The sequence below is a fragment of the Microbacterium sp. zg.B48 genome, assembly GCF_024623505.1.
GTDB lineage: Bacteria > Actinomycetota > Actinomycetes > Actinomycetales > Microbacteriaceae > Microbacterium.
The window spans coordinates 174599-190074 of sequence record NZ_JANJFE010000002.1; the positions used below are offsets into that span (position 1 = coordinate 174599).

Consider the following 15476-nt stretch of genomic DNA (forward strand, 5'->3'; position numbering starts at 1 on the left):
GCGGCGCGGGTCGCAGCCGTGGCGGAGAGCTCCAGAGGAGGCACTCTCAGCCCGCAATACGGACGGAACTCAGCCCTCGGTCACGAGGGTTGACCATGCGATGTCGATCACGCAAAGGCCGTCGTCGGTCTCTCTGTAGAACACGTCACCGGGGAAGGTGGAGCCGGGTGTCAGACCCTCGGGCAGGCCCTCGAGGTTGATGTTCCACTGAGGGTCCAGCGGCACCTGCTCGTCCCAATAGTCTGCGAAGAAGCGCTCGGGCTCGCCCGCCGACAGGCCGAGCCAATCGCTCGGTTCTCCGAGCTCTGCTGCCGAGTCCGCACAGATGAGATCAGTCGAATTGCCGTCGGCCATGGCGTCGACGAGTTCCTCAGTTATCTGGATCACGCGGGCGCCGTCCGGCCCCCAGATCACCGAATCGATAGAACAGCCGGTCAGCGCGGCCGGCAGCACGAGGACGATAAGCGCCAACGCTGCACCACGAAGAGTACCCACCACGCGAATCTAGTGGGAGGCGGACCACAGGCGGTCGACCAACGTCCGCATGACGGTGGCGAGGCAGCGAGCAGCAAGCCGGTAGAAACGAAACCAGCCTCTGGACATCGAAGGCGTCAGTTCGCGTTGGCGCGGCTCGGAGCGTCGCGGGTGCGCCGGTATTGCTTGCGTGGATCGGATGCCGCGACCACACTTCATCCATGGTTGAAGCTGAGAGCACCGCGCGAGATGGCTAGGCCCTTCGCATCGTGATGATGGTCGGTGGCCTGATCGTGCTTGTGGTGTCTCTGATCGCGATCGCTGGCTTGACGACCGCACCGGGGTCAAATGGGTCGTCTACCCATTCTCATCCTTAGCTTCCCGAGCAGCTGCGGGTCGCGTTGACCTCGGATCAGGGACCCGAGATGCGGGACTGGGATAAGGTCCGCATCGACAGCGGGATCGAGATCCTTCTTCTGTGACCCGAAGTCGCCGTGGCAACGTGGCTTCATCGAAAACCCTCCTCGAAATCGCGGACGGGGCAGCGTGAACGAGCACGAGCACCGTGGCGGGGAGGGAAATTGCTCAGATGCCCTGCGACGGGTTCTCGCGTCTACGCGAATGCATGCGGGCGAGGAACACGACGAGAACGACCGTTCCCACGATGAAGGCCGCCACGCCGAGGCACGCGAGCAACAACAGCGCGATCAGGCTCCACATGATCCCACCGTACGCCCGCACGAACCGACCCACCCTGCGACCATGCGGACGTCACTGCCCTAACAGGGGGTTGGTCGAGCGCGGCGGAGCCGATGTCGGCGGCAACTCATAGGCGTGGCTCATGGAGGCAATCTGCGGCCAGACCGGTGCGGTCGTCGGCTCGATGTATGAGCAGAATCGGTTCTACGATCAGTCGGGCAACGTTACTGGATGGCTCTATGGAGACGACGGTGACACGTTTCGCCCGATCCACCCTCTTGACGGCACGCATCGCGCTTCTTCCAGCCTCCGGTCTCTTTCGTGACTTGCGCGGCACGGTCGTCGCATTTGGAGCCGGCGCTTCAGGCGGACCTCCGACCCCCCCCCCCCGTCCGCGACCTCCGCATCCGCCGCGGCACCCTATTCCTCCCAAGGCCGCTCGGCGGCCGCACAAACCACGCGCCGCGAGCTCACCGAACTGGTCGCCAATGACGTTCTCAGAACTCATGGTTCGGTAGTGGCCTCATCGCACTGGCCACGCGAAGGCCGGTCGTCTGCGCGCGGTGAACGATGGGTTCGCGGATTCCCGCGAGTGGATCCGGGGGAGGGGGGCCAGGTTAGGCCGTTGCCGCGCTCTGCGTGCGCAGCGTCACGCGCACGTATGGGAGATGCTCGCGCGCGATCACGACGGTGACAACGACGTCATTTCGGACGTGGGCGCCGATTGCATAGACGAAGGGGTCCGTGTCGATCTCGAAGGCCGGAACGTCTTTGCCGTCGATAGCAAGCGTGACCGCGGTGTTGACAGAAGACGGTCCCACTTGCCATGGCCCGTTCTCGGTCGGCCCGGGCGCGAGCCCGAGTTCCTTGCGGAACTGATTCATGAGGATGTAGTTCGTGTGGTCGACGAGTTGCTGGGCCAGGGTGGTGTGCTCCGAAACGTCGCTGTTCCAGCTCGTTCTCACCGCTTCCCACAATTGGGGATAGCGCATCATCTCGACGTACTCGATCAGCCACGATGGCCGCGGCCACGGTGGGACATCGTCAACGGCTTCCTGCTCGACCGGGTCAAGGTCTTTGAGATTGACGGGATCGGCGCGGTCGTCGGGATTGCGCCAGAGCGTGTACGAGAGACTCACCGCGAGGTGAGATTGCCCCTCGAAACCCGTAATCTCAGTGATTGCCGGGGCGTTCGTGTCTTCAATCGTCGGTTGTGCGGAAAGTTCCACAAGTGGGAATGGCAGATCGGACAACCGCCCGCCCGCAGCACGGCGCGGGTCAGGGGCATCTTCAGGAAGTACTCCGGCGAACTGTATGAGTCGAGTGTTCCGGATCGAACCCGGTAGCGCAATCAAAAACCCGTAAGACGGTCGTGACGGCCGTCGCAGGCCGCCGGCCGGGGCGGTCAGCGTTTCGCGCCCGCGATCTCGATCGTGTCTGGGAGGTCGTCGCCGCTGTCGGCAGCGACGCGCCTGAAATCATCGCCCTCCCTCAGGTATGCCCCTGCGACCGCACCCGTGATGAAGAAGTGAGCGGCTTCCTCCCCGGAGAGCATGCTGGGCGTCAGGTACAGCAGGTACTCCTGACCCGGCTGCAGGACCGAGGGGTCGACGCCGTCCTGCCTGACCTGGATCACGTCTCCTACCGCTACCTGCGCAGACGCCGCGTCGAGGTTCTCGCCGAGGCCTGGGCCCGCCGGCGTGTTCGTGACTTCCACCGTTGAGACCGTCGAGGTGAATCTCGCGGAGCTCTCCTCGCGCTGATCGGTGACGGATCCGACGACTATGGCCGAACTATCCCGAGCCAGTGAGTCGAGGCTGTCGTACAACTTGTGTCGACTTCCCGATGCACCGCCCTGTACGCAACCCGCCGCCCCCACCGCAACGATGCCCACGAGCATCAAGGCCAACCCAACTCGTGTCCCGCCACGCCTCATCGCACCCTGATCTCTTCGGTTGGAGCAACCGTAGTGCACGCGGTAGGACCCGCTTGCTCACGATTTGATGGCGGACTCCTCCTCAGATGGGCAGTCTTGGACGGCGATCAACGCAGCCGTGCTGGCGCTTCTCACTGACCTCGATCCATACGGACTCGAGCCTGGCGCCAATGACGGCGCTCCGGCCGACGAGTACAACCCCGAGGCGGCGCCGATGGCTCGTCACCTGATCGATCACGGGCGGATCAGCGACGCGGACGTAGATGTGATCTGGGTCCGTTGGTTCGGCGAACCCTTGAGCACGATCGACGGGAACGGCTTCGCCCGATTCGTGGCTGACCTGAACGCTTTGGTCGGGTCAGCGGCGTAGGAGGGTGGGCACCCGGCACGAACTAGGCGCGTTCGACGGGGAGCCAGAGTTCGCACGTGGCGGCGCTGAAGTCGTCTGAACGGTCGAGGACTGTGACGATCGATGGCCCGGGACGGAGCCGCCAGGGGTTGGACGGAAACCACTCCGTCGCCGTCGCGGCCCACACCGACTGCAGCGCGGCGGGGTAGTCGCCTCCGGTACGGAACACCGCCCAGGTGCCGGCCGGAACCTCGATCGTGTCAAGGTCGTCCGGGACCGGGGTGGCGTCGGTGACGGCGACACCGTGCAGGTAGGTCAGTTCGCTGCCCTCCGTATAGTCAGAATCGACGTCAGCGCTCACCTGGAGCAGGCCGGCCGGTTCGGTGCTGCTCAGGTCTTTGAGGCGGGCATGCTCCTCGATAGGGAGCGAAGCGATGTGCGCCTGGATATGCGGGTTGATGCCCTCGTGGATGAGAGGCACGCGGGCGACGTGCCCGACGAGGCGGAAGTCTGGTCGGTCGGTGATGCGAGCATCCACGGTGGTGATCCCTTCGACGGTCAGGCGGAACCTGATCTGCGGTTGTGTGCGAAGGGGGCCACCCCGTCGACGGATATCGCCGGGGCTCACGCCGTGCACCGAGCGGAACGCGCGACCGAATGCCTCAGTCGACCCGTACCCGTACCGCACGGCGATTCCCAGCAAGTCGTCCCCTCCGAGGACCTCGGCCGCGGCGACTGTCATGCGTCGACGGCGGACGTACTCGGAGAGGGACATCCCGGCCAGCGACGAGAACATCCTCCGCAGGTGGTACTCGGTCGTGCCGAGTGGGGACGCCACGCTCGCCAGATCGAGGTCGTCTGTCAGATGATCCTCGACCAGAGCGACGAGTCTGTTCAGTTCAGCGATCACGGCTCTCCCTTCGGCATCCACCCTTCCGGAGCACCTCGATCGGCACCCTACTATCGCAGTCCGATCCGATCGGATCCACGCGCGAGTCCCACCCCTATGCGGGTCCTTCAGTGCTCAACTGGTGGGCGGAGAGCGCGAAGGTACCGGCGCCTGGCGATGATTTGGGCGATGCGGAGCAGTGGGTACAACGATCGCCACGGCTGCTCGTCACCCGGCGCGGTCAGTGACCGCACGGTGAGCGACACCTTTCCTTCGTCGCGCTGCACTATGAACGCTTCCTCGCCGGACACGGGGTGCCCGGGGCGCGTGCGATAGGAGAATCCCACGCGGGTGTCGCTCTCGACGACGGTTTCGACTCGGACAGGTTCGCGGACGGTCACGCCAGCTATCCGGGCGGTGACGGTCAGTTCGGAGCCTGGCGTGACCTTGCGCGTGTCGTCGACGGCGAACCCGCTGCGAGTCTTCACCGCCCAACGCAGGACGTCTCGTGTCGCGCGCTCCCACGCGTGATCGCCGTGGCCTATCAGCGCAGTAACTTCGGATCGTCGGAAGTGGGTCGACCCGTCCGCTGGCCATGTCGGCAGGTCTGGGTTGGTGCCTGCGTTCGCGTTGAGTGCGGTGAGCAGGTGGTGGTTGCGTTGCTGGATCAGCCGACGCAGGTAGGGAACGAGGACGACGCGTTCCGCGAGCCGGCCGAATATCGGCGATCCGATGGTCAGTGTGTCGGTCATGACTGTCTCGTTGCCATCCCCGGTGAAGACGTGCTCGTGGCGGAACGTGCGAAATGGGCCGCGGACTTGCTCGTCCACAAACCGGTCCGGTCTCTGCAGGCTGGTGATCCGCGATGTCATCGTGAACCAGATCCCGAAATGCCTCGCGCGCCACGTCACGGACTCGCCGAGAGCGATCGACCCACGGGTCACACCCCCGATCGCCCGCTCACCGGATTTCGCCATAGACGCCACGTGCTCGTCGATGGACAGCGACACATCGAACAGTTCCGCCACGGGCAGCCTCGCGCGAGTCACGAGTGAGAACGAGCTGGCCATCTCCCGATCCTGTCAGGTCCCCTACCTCGCCGCCCGTATCCGGCCCACTTGCGCGCATGCGTGGAGGTTGCGTGGATGTGGCTGGAGAGGCAGATTCTTGAGCGCCCCCCACAATGAGCCGACGAGTCCGGGGCCACCCGTCGGTCTCAGTGATACGCATGTGGCGCCGGCCTGGTGGTCGGCCGTAGCAGGACGCTGAGCACCTCAGATGGTCCCGGGATCCTGCCGCCGGCGCCAGCTCGAATCAGGGTCCTCATGCGCGAATCGTTGGTGCCGGACACAACGCTCGATCAGAGATCCGCGAGCGTCAGTTGAGGATCGGTTCGAGCGCCATCACCCGGCTTGAGTCGCACAGGCATGCAGGGTGGTTGCCCCACGGCGCGGGCCGCCTGGCGTCAAGGCGGCGTCGACGCGACGAGAACAATGAGGTGCCCGGCTGGCGCGGATGCCCGGCAGAGCGTAGAACGGGGCGCATGGTCCGGATCACGAACACCATCGATATCAACGCGTCTCCCCACCAGGTCTATTCGGCTCTCCGTGCTCTCGACGCCTATCCGACCTGGCTCAGACATTCCCTGGTGTACCGCGGAACGAGAATGCGAACGCCGGAGGTGGGGGCGCGGCTGACATACGAAGACTCGACCATGCTCGGCCGAATGCGGGGCGAAATCGTCGCGGACGTGCCCGATCAGGTACTGCAGTTCCACCAGCGCAAGCCGTCCGGCCGCCTCGATGCGCTGATCCGGTATGACATGGAGGCCGCCGAGACAAGCACGCACCTCACCAGAGTCGGAGAACTGACGACCCACGGGGCGCTTCGGCTGGTTCAGCCGATCCTTCTGCGGATGGCGGGTGCCGAAAGCGAGCGGACGATGAAGTCCCTGAAGACCTACGTCGAGCGAAGGAAATGATTCCCCACGAATGCGAGTGGGCGGCGCCAGTGCGTTGCTAGTGGAGCTCGCAAACGCGTAGCTCGACCGCGCTTCTGGCGGGTAGGTGAGGGCGAGGAACAGCGCCAAAGCGGATCATCTGCGGACGGCGTGAATCCGCGATCTTCCGTTCTCAGCTGAGTCTGCGGGTTAGTGAGGCTGCAGAACTGCCCACGCGAGGAGGCCGTCGATGCGACGGATGTCGGCGCCCTTCATGAGCTTCACCTTGATGTGACCTGCGCGCGTCCACAGTTCAATTTCGGCGTCGCAGTCGAGCATTCGGCCCGCGTTCTCGGAGGACCACATGTTGATGGAGCTGTAAGGGAGCGAGTAGATTTCGACCTTCTTGCCGGTGATGCCCTGGGCATCGCGGACGATGAGTCGCTTGGTGGTGAAGGTTGCGGAGTCGCGAAAGGTTTTGAACGACGCGACTCCCTTCGCCCTCAACGAGCAGAGCCGCGATCTCTTCGGGCACCGGAATTTCGTTGCGCAATGTCGACGCGAGAATTGTTGCGGTCTCGGGCATTGGGAGCCTCCTGCGTGAGGTGGACCGCGATCACTCTCGCGCAGTTTCGTCAGCGTAGCGGACTCGATCGCCGACCCCGTGATTAGCGGGCGTCCGAAACATGTGCTCGCAAGTCGGTCCCTCAGCGCAACGGCTTCGGTCGCGCATGTGGATCCCGCTTGGGACGATTAGTCACCGCCTGATTTGGTCGACCGGACGTTACGGAAGATGGTGCGCAGCGGGCAGGCTCTCCAGTTCAGCGAGGAGAGCACCCGATGCGATTTCCGCGCGGATCTGCGCGCCGAGCGCGTCGGCTGCGGCTCGGTATGAAGGCTCGCTCAACATCTGACGGATAGCTTTTGTGATGGTGGCGGCATCCGAACGCGGTGACAGGACGACGGCGACGCCGTGGCGCTTTGCGCGGGCGGCGTTGTCGGGTTGGTCGCGGCCGAGTGGAATGCAGAGCGCCGGGACACCCGCGGCGATCGCCTTGATCAGTGTTCCGTGACCCGCATGGGTGATGACGAGGTCTGCCTTCGGAATGAGTTCGGTGTGGGCCGCGGCTCGGACGACGAGAACATTGTCCGCGGCGGGGACGTCGAACGGATCGACTGCCGGCCCAGTGGTGATGATCCCGCGGACGGGCATTTGCGATAGCGCTTGGGCGATGCGGCGGAGGAGGTCCGACTGCTCCATGTACGAGCTTGAGAGACCAACGACGATGAGCGGGTTATCTCCGGGTGGTAACTCGAGGGCGCCCTGGGTCGGGATGTCTTCGAGAACGGGCCCGACGTACCGCACGTTGGGTGCGTCCGGAGGGGGATCGTCGAACACTGACGCCGTCAGCATGAGTACGCGGTCCGCGCGGTCCCACTGGTCCCACAGCTGAGCTAGCGGATCGAGTCCGTAGTCGGCCCGTGCATCGTTCAGACTGCGAATACCCCCGTGCCAAAGCAAGTTGACCAGCGCGAAGCTGATGCGATCGCGCATGCGCCCTATCGCACCACGGGCCGGTGGTATGCGCCCCATCGGCGGCCGAACACGCGACGGCGCCAGGTAGACGCTGCCGACCAGAGTGGCGGCCGGAATACCGCGCGCCTCGGCACCAATCAGCGCTCCCAACAGCATTCCGTCCGCGAGCACCGCGTCGAACTGTTCGTCATCGAGAGCGGCCGTTACATCGGCGGCAAAGCGCGTCGATGGTCCGGCGATCAGGCGATCGAGAATCCGTCGAGCAGCGCCGAGCGGTGTGCGGCACTCCCAGTCCTTCAGCAGATCGTCCTCGAGCCTGGTCGACCGCCGTTGCGGTGCGGTCGGCCACGTCCGGTAGGTCGCACCCGTTTCCACAACATCCGCCTCGAGCGTCGCGTCGCCGAACACAACGACCTCGTGGCCGCGTTCGACCAGGATTCGCGCGACGCCGAGGTTCGGCGGCGTCGCCCCGCCGCCATCCCAGATCGCGAGCAGGTACCTCACCGTCGATACCCCTGACTGCCCGACAGCATCAGAACGGGGAAAATCAACTGCTGCTCCGATCTGAGACAAGTGCTTGCTCAATCACCTCGGCGAGGTCCACGTGGCGACCGGCCTCGCGGGCGATCTGAAATTCCTCGCTGGCGGGTGATCCTTCGACCTGCGCGAGCACCCGCTGGTGGTACGGCAACATCGCGGGAGGGAGCAGACCCTTGCGTTCGCGGACTTCGTCCGCCGCGCCCAGCAGTCGGCCGGCACGTTCGAAATCGCCGACGGCGACGGCAACTGCGAACATGCCATCCAGCCCATTGGCAATTCCCTGCTGGTGCCCGACAGTCGACGAGATTCGCATCTGCTGAACGAAGAATTCGCTGGCGCTGACGTTTTCACCCTGCAGCAACATTGCCCAGCCGAGCTGAAATAGCGCCGCCGATTCGCTGAGCACCTCTCCGCTGTCCTTTGCGGCCTGCAGGCTCGCCTCGAAGATCTCTACTGCCCCGCGCGCGTCCCCGCGCGCCAGGAAGACTTGCCCCGCAATATGCAGTGCCATCGACGTTAGGAAGGGGCTTTCGAGTGTCTCCGCTATCTCTCTGGCGCATTGGAGATGCCGGTCGGCGATGTCCAGACGCGAGGACCCGCGCATTAACTCGAGCAGTCCGATGGCGATTTGCGAAAGAAATTCACCAGGGAGGTCATGCTCCCGCTGGAAATAGGCAATGCAGTCCTCGAGTTCGGGAATGCGGCTCGGGTCAGGCCCCTCCAGGATCGCCATCCCCACGTTGAACAGCTTGGCTCTGGAGCGAGTCCGGTCACTCAGCTGATCCTCCACCTCGGTGAGCCGCGCTATCCAGGCTTCGGCTTCGCGCATGCGTCCGGTGCTCCACAAGAACCAGTAGAGCGGCCAGACGAGATCCGCAAAAGCCTCGTGCTGTCCGGCGGCGAGGTAGTAATCAGCCGCGGCGCGAATGTCCTCGAACTCGTCGTTCAGTCTCGCGATCCAGGCGCTCTGTCCAGCAGAGGTGAGATGCGGCTCGGCACGCGCAGCGAGTGCCGAGAAGAACTCAGCGTGCCGCTGCCGACACTTCGGCAGGTCGCCCGCGCTTTCGAGTTCGTCCCGCGCATACTCGCGGACGGTCGCAAGCATCGAAAACCAGGACCGCGACTCGCGGTCCTGCTCTTGCAGCAGACTGCTCTCGACCAGTCCCCCGAGCAGGTCCACCGCGCTTCCGGCATCCGAGCGTTCGCACATCCACTCTGCCGCGTCCAACGAGAAGCCGTTGCGGAAAACCGACATCCGGAGAAATAGGTCCCGCTCCGGGTTGCTCAGCAACTGAGCGCTCCAGTCAATCGCGGCCCGCAGTGTGCGTTGACGCTCGGGACGGTCTCTCGCGCCATCCACTAGTAGCGGTAGCGCCCGCTCCAGCCGTTCCAAGAGGACTTTGGGCGTAAGAACACGTAAGCGGGCAGCCGCCAGTTCCAGCGCCAGTGGGACATTGTCCAGTGCCGTGACGATCGCGGTGACGTCGGCCGCGTTGTCATCGGTGAGTTCGAACTCCGGTTTGACGGCGCGAGCGCGCTCGAGGAAAAGCTGAACGGCAGCCGAAGATGCAAGCGGAGCCAGCGGAACGCTCTGCTCCCCGTCGATTCGAAGCAGGACTCGGCTTGTAGCAAGAATGGAGACGGAACTGGCGTTGAGAAGAGCACTCAGATCGGCGGCAGCACCGACAACCTGCTCCACATTGTCGAGCAACAACAACACCTGACGGTGGAGAAGCGCTTGCGTCACCTTCGCTCGCAAGGGCGCCTCTCCGGTGTCCCTGATCCCGAGCGCATTCGCTATCGCCGAGATAACAAGCCGTGGATCTCTGAGCGGAGCAAGGTCCACGAACGCGATGCCGTCCGGGAAGGATGCCTCAAGGTCTCGAGCGGCGGCTAGGGCAAGGCGGGTCTTCCCGATGCCGCCCGGACCGGTGAGCGTGACGAGCCTGCGCCCGTCGGTGGTCAACAGACGCACAACCGCCTGCATGTCCCGCTCGCGGCCAATCAATCGTGTCAGCGGCCTGGGCGGGTCCAAGATCTCGGAGAGTGACACCCCGGCCACGACATGCGCGGGAACCGGTCGCCGTCGACTGCTCTCGTCGAATCGCTCCGCCAGGAGGGTTGCAAGGTCCGAGGTCAGCAACGGCCCCAGTTGTTCCGCGTCGTCGAACGCCACGTACGACGCGCGGTCATCCTCTCGAATCCGTCTGAGCAGAGAATCCAAGCGACCGTTTCGTTGCTCGCTGCGTTTGACGTAAATGAGCATGGGAACATCTGGGGCGAGGTTGTATTCATCCTCGAGGCCGGAGACTTCCTCGCCCGGCGCGACCCATCCGTATGACTCCCAATACACGCCGATGAAGATATCGGACTGCTCAAGGTAGGCGCGATACAGCGACCGTGGCGGGTGAGGCCGAGCGCCGAGCTCGAACATCACCGGTGACAGCGCGAGACGTTCAATGACCTCGCGAATCACTCGACGCTCCGGCGCCAACTCCTGCAAAGTTGAGCTGACGAACACACGCAGACGCTGATCAGGCGTCCGTATCAGCCCGGCGCCTCCGCCCATGGCCGAAAGTATGGCCCCGGGCTCAGCCGATGTCTAGCCGGACAAGTTGCCCCGCCACTAGCAATTCCGACAGAACCAACAGGCACCGTGCCAAAGCACGCGCGCGGCGAATCTCCATTGATCGTCCCATCAAAGGGCACATTCGGTCAGGACGACCGAAATTCGCCCGCTGAGGGATCCCTACCCGGGCACTCGCCTCGAGATGGATTAGGCCGTCCAGGTCGATGGCGTCCTGGCGGATGCGGCCGCACTCGAAAGAACCCCGACGGCTCAGGGGCCTGACAAATCGATGGAACCTAAGCAGCGGGCCGCGAACCGACGAGGATCAAGGAGAGCCCCGGCCCGTCTCTGACCGGGGCTATTCGCGCTGCTACTGAAAAGGCCCTCATCAGCGCCTCCGCGATCCGGTCGGCCTCGCGATCGACCGCCGCGCCGATTAGCTTCTGCTTTTCTGCCTTCGATGCTGTCATCACCCTCTGAGGCGGGCGTCTCGTCCCTGAGTTCGATGGCCTTCACCGCGAGAAGCAGCGCGCGAGCACGGAGACGCGCCCCCGGAGCGTCGCGAGCTCGTCTGTGAGGCTGAGCTGGAACCTCGCGAAGAGAGGCTTGCCGTGACGACGATCGCGAGCGCGGCTGCGGCGGCGGATACCCAGGACAGTCCGCGCACCATCCGTCGCTTCTTCTGCAGCTTCGCCTGCGAGCCCGCGAGTCCTGCGGCCTCATGGGCTGCGGAGGCATCGAGGAACTCTCGCTCGACCGCCGTGAGTGCGGGATCGACGGCATCCCGCCAGTGCTGGGCCGTCGCGAGCCGGCCGCCACGGTATATCTCGCTGTCGGGTCGTCCCATCGCATCCCAGGCGGCGGCCGTGGAACTTAGGTGTCGCATGATGCGCTGGCCCTCGACATCATCGGCAAGCCAGCCCTTGAGCCGTGGCCACTCCCGAGCGAGTGCTTCGTGCGACACCTGCACCGACTCCTCGTCGGTCGTGAGCAGGCGCGCATCGACCAGCCGATTGACGATCTGCGAATGGGCCTCGTCGATCGCAATCCGCGTGCGCTCGACCCGACGAGATATCACAGCGCCGTCCGCCGAGGCCTCGACTAGACGGAGCAGGATGTCGCGCAGCAGCCGCTCCCCGTCCGGCGGGAGCGCGGCGAACACTTCTTCCGCGGTCTTCGCGACGGCATCCTCGATCTCACCGGATGCCCGATACCCGTCGACGGTCAGAACGCGCCCTTCACGGCGCGACCACACCTGACGCAGGGCGTGGGACAGCAGTGGAAGGGTTCGCCCATTGGCGTCGCGGACGAGGATCTCGACAAGGCCCGGCTCGAGGATGAGCCCGGCCTGCTCTGCGGGCTTTTCGATCACGGTCCGGAGTCCTTCCGGACTCAGCGCGGTGAGTATCAGCATGTGGGACTGGATGATCTGCGCGAACCCTTCGTGATCTGCGAGGTCCCCGAGACGGTCGGCGCGGATCGCGACGACGAGCATCCCACAGAATGCCATTCGCGAGAGGAAGCTAAAGAACTCGCTTACCTCGGCGGGGTCGTCCGCGGCGAACGCCTGCTCGCATTGATCGACGATGAGCAGCGATTCTCCGGCCGGGAGTCCGACTTTGCGGAGTGCGTCGATCGGATGCTCCCCGGGCGTCACGATGGCGACCTCGATGCCGCGCGCGAGGAACTGCTCACCGATTCCGGCCCTGACGAAAGAGGACTTGCCGACGCCCGATGAGCCCGCGACCAGCAGCACACCGTGCTCGTCGAGCGCTCGCAGTGCGCCGGCCAGCTCCTGCTCGCGACCGAAGTACCGTTCGGCGTCGCCCGCCCCCGCGGGGGGCAGGCCGAAGTACGGACACTCCGGGCTCGCGACTCGGAACACCTGGTCGGAAACAAGGCAGGGATCCTGCGTCAGGATCGCCTGCTCCAGCTCGGCGAGCTCCGTGCACGGGTCAAGTCCGAGTTCCGCGGCGAGCAGCGCCCGGGCCCGGCGCACGGTGGCCAGCGCCTCGGCTTGCCGACCCTGACGGTACTGCGCCACGCCAAGCATCACCCAGCGCCGCTCGCGCAACGGCTCCTCGGCGACGCGGCCGCGCGCCGACGCGGCGACCTCCTGAATCTCGCCGGCCTGCAGCCGTGCGTCAAGAAGCAGCTCCTCGATACCTAGACGCATCTCCTCCAGGCGACCGGACGCAATCTGAGCCGGCTCCCAGTCGAGAAGCTCGATGAATGGTTCGCCCCGCCACAGTGCGAGCGCCTCCGCGAACGTGTGCGCCGCACGTTCCGGCTCACCGAGCTCCAGCTGCTCGGTGCCCCGCGTGACGAGTAGCTCGAACCGCTCGGCGTCGACCTCGAGGTGCTCCGGGATCAGCCGATACCCGTGCGGGGTGGTTTCAATCTGGGCCGGTGCGATAAGCCGGCGCAACCGCATGATGCACCCTGGAACGATATGCGACCACGACGGGGGCGGGCTGTCGCCCCAGAGCGCCGCCGCGAGGGAATCGACCGACAAGGATGCGCCCAGCCGGACCGTGAGCGCACCCATCACCACACGATCCCGCCGACCCATTGGAATCCGGCCGTCGTCGAGCGTTAGCGCTCCCAGAACGCGCACCTCCATGACGCCACTGTGACCCCGACGCCAACATCCGTCAAGACAGGTGATAGCGCGTCGACGAGCGTCCCTATCCGACTGATATCGGCGTGTTCTTCACTGACTGAGCAGCCGTCGCGCACCGATCGAACGAAACGACCTCGCCATGTGGACATCGACCCGGCGCACCCGCGCCCCTCACGCGACACGCTTCACCCTCGGCCCGTTCGCGCCGGCGGCGCATCTCTGACGGCGCCTGAGTCGCGCCGCGTAATCTCGCACCTCGCCAGCGCCAGCGAACCCGGTGTCTAGCGATGCGATGGGTGGAAGTGGTGGGCGAGCACCCAGAACGTCACCCGCATGCTGATGCCGACGCCGTCGTCTACGGCAGAGCGGAAGTGGATGCCGCCCCAAATGCGGGCGTTGCTGACCTCGTACGTCAGGTCGCCGGGGCGCGCGAACGTACGATCGCCGAGCCCGGTCACGCTGGGGATCGTGAAGTCGATCCGCAAAGCGGGCAGGAATCTCGCGATCACCCACCCCGCGGCAGGCGTGATGCACGAGTGTGCGCTCGGGTACTCCGGGTGGTTCGGCGTCGCCGGGAGGAGCGTCGACCACGACGGATCGCCTGCCGTCCTGGCATTGCCGTCGGTGTCGCCGGCTCGGATAGCCGTGATCGGCCGCCAGAAAGCGAAGTGGTACTTGGCGTCAAAGCAGGCGATCAGCGCGTCCGCGTAGGTCACCGAGATCATCGCCATGAAGCGTGCGGCACCGACCACATCGAGCTCGTGGTCGAGCACGAACTTGCGGAACGAACCACGCGCCTGCTGGACGGGCGGTTCCGCCCAGAACCTGGCCGCCAGGGTCTGATCGGCGGTTCGCGTCGTACTGGTGCTCGAACCGATCTCTTTGACTTCGTTGTAGTCGCGCGCCCACTGCCGGCCGCGGAGGTCGGGTGGACCGGCCGGCCGGAATTGGTCGGCCGAGGCGAGCGCGAACGGCTTCATGAGACCGAGGTACGGGCCGACCGGTGGCGTCGGCGCTGTCGGCAGCCACGCCCCCGGAACGGGCGGGTCCGGTGGCGTGTACGTCACCGGAGCCCGGAAGCCGTCGTCCGCGCGCAAGGCGATCAGTTCGCGCGCCACCTCGGCACCGATCGCCACTCCGTCGCTCTCCGCCGTCCCGTCCGGGATCGCGGCGAGGGCCGCGGTGTAAGCCGGCTCGACGATCGACGCCGACTGATCCGGCAGGTAATGGTCGAGGACGCCCCGCGCAGCCGCCGCCACCGCCGCCACCGCCGAGGCTCCGTCGGGCGCATCGGCATCCACGAGGAACGGCTTGTACCCGCCCTCGACTGCCATCACCGAGTCGTAGACAGCGATCGCCACGTACGCGAAGATGGTATGTCCTTCGGCCGGGGACAGGGCGGCGGCCGTGAACGCCTGTGTGCCGACGGCATCCCAATTCGCGACCGATGCATCCGGTGGGCCCGTCTCGCCGTGCTCCTGACCGCCCGTCGCTGGACCCGCCAGGCCGACCACGGAAATCGTCACGAGCACGGGTGCGAGCAGCCAGGCCATCCGCGAAGTCGTAGATCTCATGTCAACTCCCTGTGTTGTCGGGCTCGTGCCCGTTCGTAAGATGTCCGTTCTGCCACTCGTCGATATCAGCGCGTTATCAACAGCGCTTCTGCAGAACTCGCGTGGCTGACGATATGAGAAGCCCACTCGCGCATCGTTCGTCGACGACGGTTGCGACTCGGACAGGTTTACGGATCGTCACACCGGCTATCCGGGCGGTGATCGTCAGTTCGGAGGCCGGCGTGACCTTGGCCGCGTCGCCCACCGTGGGCCCCCTGGCCATATCGGGAGGCCTGGGTCGGTGCCGGGGCTCGCGTCGAGCGAGGCGAACGAGGACGACGCGTTCCGCGAGCCGGCCGAAGGCGGGT

13 protein-coding genes and 2 pseudogenes are annotated in these 15476 nt (G+C 65.4%); 4 read left to right on the forward strand and 11 right to left on the reverse strand.

Going from position 1 to position 15476, the window contains the following annotated elements; translation table 11 throughout:
- Nucleotides 1-69 precede the first annotated feature (69 nt).
- The gene (locus NQ152_RS00865) at nucleotides 70-495 is read right to left on the reverse strand and encodes a hypothetical protein (RefSeq protein ID WP_257522684.1); all 426 of its coding nucleotides are present in this window, start codon (nucleotides 493-495) and stop codon (nucleotides 70-72) included.
- Between the two features lie 356 nt (nucleotides 496-851).
- Between NQ152_RS00865 and NQ152_RS17325 the strand changes: the two are divergent.
- Nucleotides 852-993, forward strand: a pseudogene (locus tag NQ152_RS17325) (IS30 family transposase); the annotation flags it as partial.
- Nucleotides 994-1059: 66 nt separating this feature from the next.
- Here NQ152_RS17325 and NQ152_RS00870 read toward each other — a convergent pair.
- A complete protein-coding gene (locus tag NQ152_RS00870) occupies nucleotides 1060-1194 on the reverse strand; it encodes a hypothetical protein (RefSeq protein ID WP_257522685.1) in 135 nt (44 codons plus the stop codon).
- A 218-nt stretch (nucleotides 1195-1412) separates the two neighbouring features.
- Between NQ152_RS00870 and NQ152_RS17330 the strand changes: the two genes are divergently transcribed.
- The gene (locus NQ152_RS17330) at nucleotides 1413-1691 is read left to right on the forward strand and encodes a 4-fold beta flower protein (protein ID WP_374113543.1); all 279 of its coding nucleotides are present in this window, start codon (nucleotides 1413-1415) and stop codon (nucleotides 1689-1691) included.
- A 99-nt stretch (nucleotides 1692-1790) separates the two neighbouring features.
- Here NQ152_RS17330 and NQ152_RS00875 read toward each other — a convergent pair whose 3' ends face one another.
- The gene (locus NQ152_RS00875; RefSeq protein ID WP_257522686.1) at nucleotides 1791-2402 is read right to left on the reverse strand and encodes a hypothetical protein; all 612 of its coding nucleotides are present in this window, start codon (nucleotides 2400-2402) and stop codon (nucleotides 1791-1793) included.
- 176 nt (nucleotides 2403-2578) lie between these two features.
- Nucleotides 2579-3073, reverse strand: coding sequence for a hypothetical protein (locus tag NQ152_RS00880; protein ID WP_257522687.1), 495 nt, complete (start codon nucleotides 3071-3073; stop codon nucleotides 2579-2581).
- A 103-nt stretch (nucleotides 3074-3176) separates the two neighbouring features.
- On the opposite strand from NQ152_RS00880, the gene NQ152_RS00885 reads away from it, so the two are divergent.
- A complete protein-coding gene (locus tag NQ152_RS00885; protein WP_257522688.1) occupies nucleotides 3177-3479 on the forward strand; it encodes a hypothetical protein in 303 nt (100 codons plus the stop codon).
- A 22-nt stretch (nucleotides 3480-3501) separates the two neighbouring features.
- Here NQ152_RS00885 and NQ152_RS00890 read toward each other — a convergent pair whose 3' ends face one another.
- A complete protein-coding gene (locus tag NQ152_RS00890) occupies nucleotides 3502-4368 on the reverse strand; it encodes an AraC family transcriptional regulator (protein WP_257522689.1) in 867 nt (288 codons plus the stop codon).
- Between the two features lie 107 nt (nucleotides 4369-4475).
- A complete protein-coding gene (locus NQ152_RS00895) occupies nucleotides 4476-5417 on the reverse strand; it encodes a DUF1990 family protein (protein WP_257522690.1) in 942 nt (313 codons plus the stop codon).
- A 473-nt stretch (nucleotides 5418-5890) separates the two neighbouring features.
- On the opposite strand from NQ152_RS00895, the gene NQ152_RS00900 reads away from it, so the two are divergent.
- Nucleotides 5891-6328: an SRPBCC family protein gene (locus NQ152_RS00900; protein ID WP_257502585.1), complete on the forward strand. Its 438-nt coding sequence runs from the start codon at nucleotides 5891-5893 to the stop codon at nucleotides 6326-6328.
- A gap of 168 nt (nucleotides 6329-6496) precedes the next feature.
- Here the strand turns inward: NQ152_RS00900 and NQ152_RS00905 are convergent.
- The 5 genes and pseudogenes from NQ152_RS00905 to NQ152_RS00925 form a co-directional block, all read right to left on the reverse strand.
- Nucleotides 6497-6872 (reverse strand): annotated as a pseudogene (locus tag NQ152_RS00905) (PH domain-containing protein).
- Nucleotides 6873-7070: 198 nt separating this feature from the next.
- Nucleotides 7071-8327: a glycosyltransferase gene (locus NQ152_RS00910; RefSeq protein ID WP_257522691.1), complete on the reverse strand. Its 1257-nt coding sequence runs from the start codon at nucleotides 8325-8327 to the stop codon at nucleotides 7071-7073.
- Nucleotides 8328-8370: 43 nt separating this feature from the next.
- Nucleotides 8371-10932 carry a DUF4062 domain-containing protein gene (locus NQ152_RS00915; protein ID WP_257522692.1) on the reverse strand — a complete coding sequence of 854 codons (2562 nt, stop codon included), beginning with the start codon at nucleotides 10930-10932 and terminating at the stop codon, nucleotides 8371-8373.
- 469 nt (nucleotides 10933-11401) lie between these two features.
- Entirely contained in the window at nucleotides 11402-13480 is a 2079-nt protein-coding gene (locus tag NQ152_RS00920; protein ID WP_257522693.1) for an AfsR/SARP family transcriptional regulator, read from the reverse strand.
- A 356-nt stretch (nucleotides 13481-13836) separates the two neighbouring features.
- Nucleotides 13837-15129, reverse strand: coding sequence for a vanadium-dependent haloperoxidase (locus tag NQ152_RS00925; RefSeq protein ID WP_257522694.1), 1293 nt, complete (start codon nucleotides 15127-15129; stop codon nucleotides 13837-13839).
- Between the last annotated feature and the right edge of the window lie 347 nt (nucleotides 15130-15476).

Coding starts and splice junctions, on each gene's coding strand:
- NQ152_RS00870 (WP_257522685.1), bottom strand. CDS start 1,194: ATGTGGAGCCTGATCGCGCTGTTGTTGCTCGCGTGCCTCGGCGTGGCG.
- NQ152_RS17330 (WP_374113543.1), top strand. CDS start 1,413: ATGGAGACGACGGTGACACGTTTCGCCCGATCCACCCTCTTGACGGCA.
- NQ152_RS00880 (WP_257522687.1), bottom strand. CDS start 3,073: ATGCTCGTGGGCATCGTTGCGGTGGGGGCGGCGGGTTGCGTACAGGGC.
- NQ152_RS00885 (WP_257522688.1), top strand. CDS start 3,177: ATGGCGGACTCCTCCTCAGATGGGCAGTCTTGGACGGCGATCAACGCA.
- NQ152_RS00895 (WP_257522690.1), bottom strand. CDS start 5,417: ATGGCCAGCTCGTTCTCACTCGTGACTCGCGCGAGGCTGCCCGTGGCG.
- NQ152_RS00900 (WP_257502585.1), top strand. CDS start 5,891: ATGGTCCGGATCACGAACACCATCGATATCAACGCGTCTCCCCACCAG.
- NQ152_RS00915 (WP_257522692.1), bottom strand. CDS start 10,932: ATGGGCGGAGGCGCCGGGCTGATACGGACGCCTGATCAGCGTCTGCGT.
- NQ152_RS00920 (WP_257522693.1), bottom strand. CDS start 13,480: ATGGGTGCGCTCACGGTCCGGCTGGGCGCATCCTTGTCGGTCGATTCC.
- NQ152_RS00925 (WP_257522694.1), bottom strand. CDS start 15,129: ATGAGATCTACGACTTCGCGGATGGCCTGGCTGCTCGCACCCGTGCTC.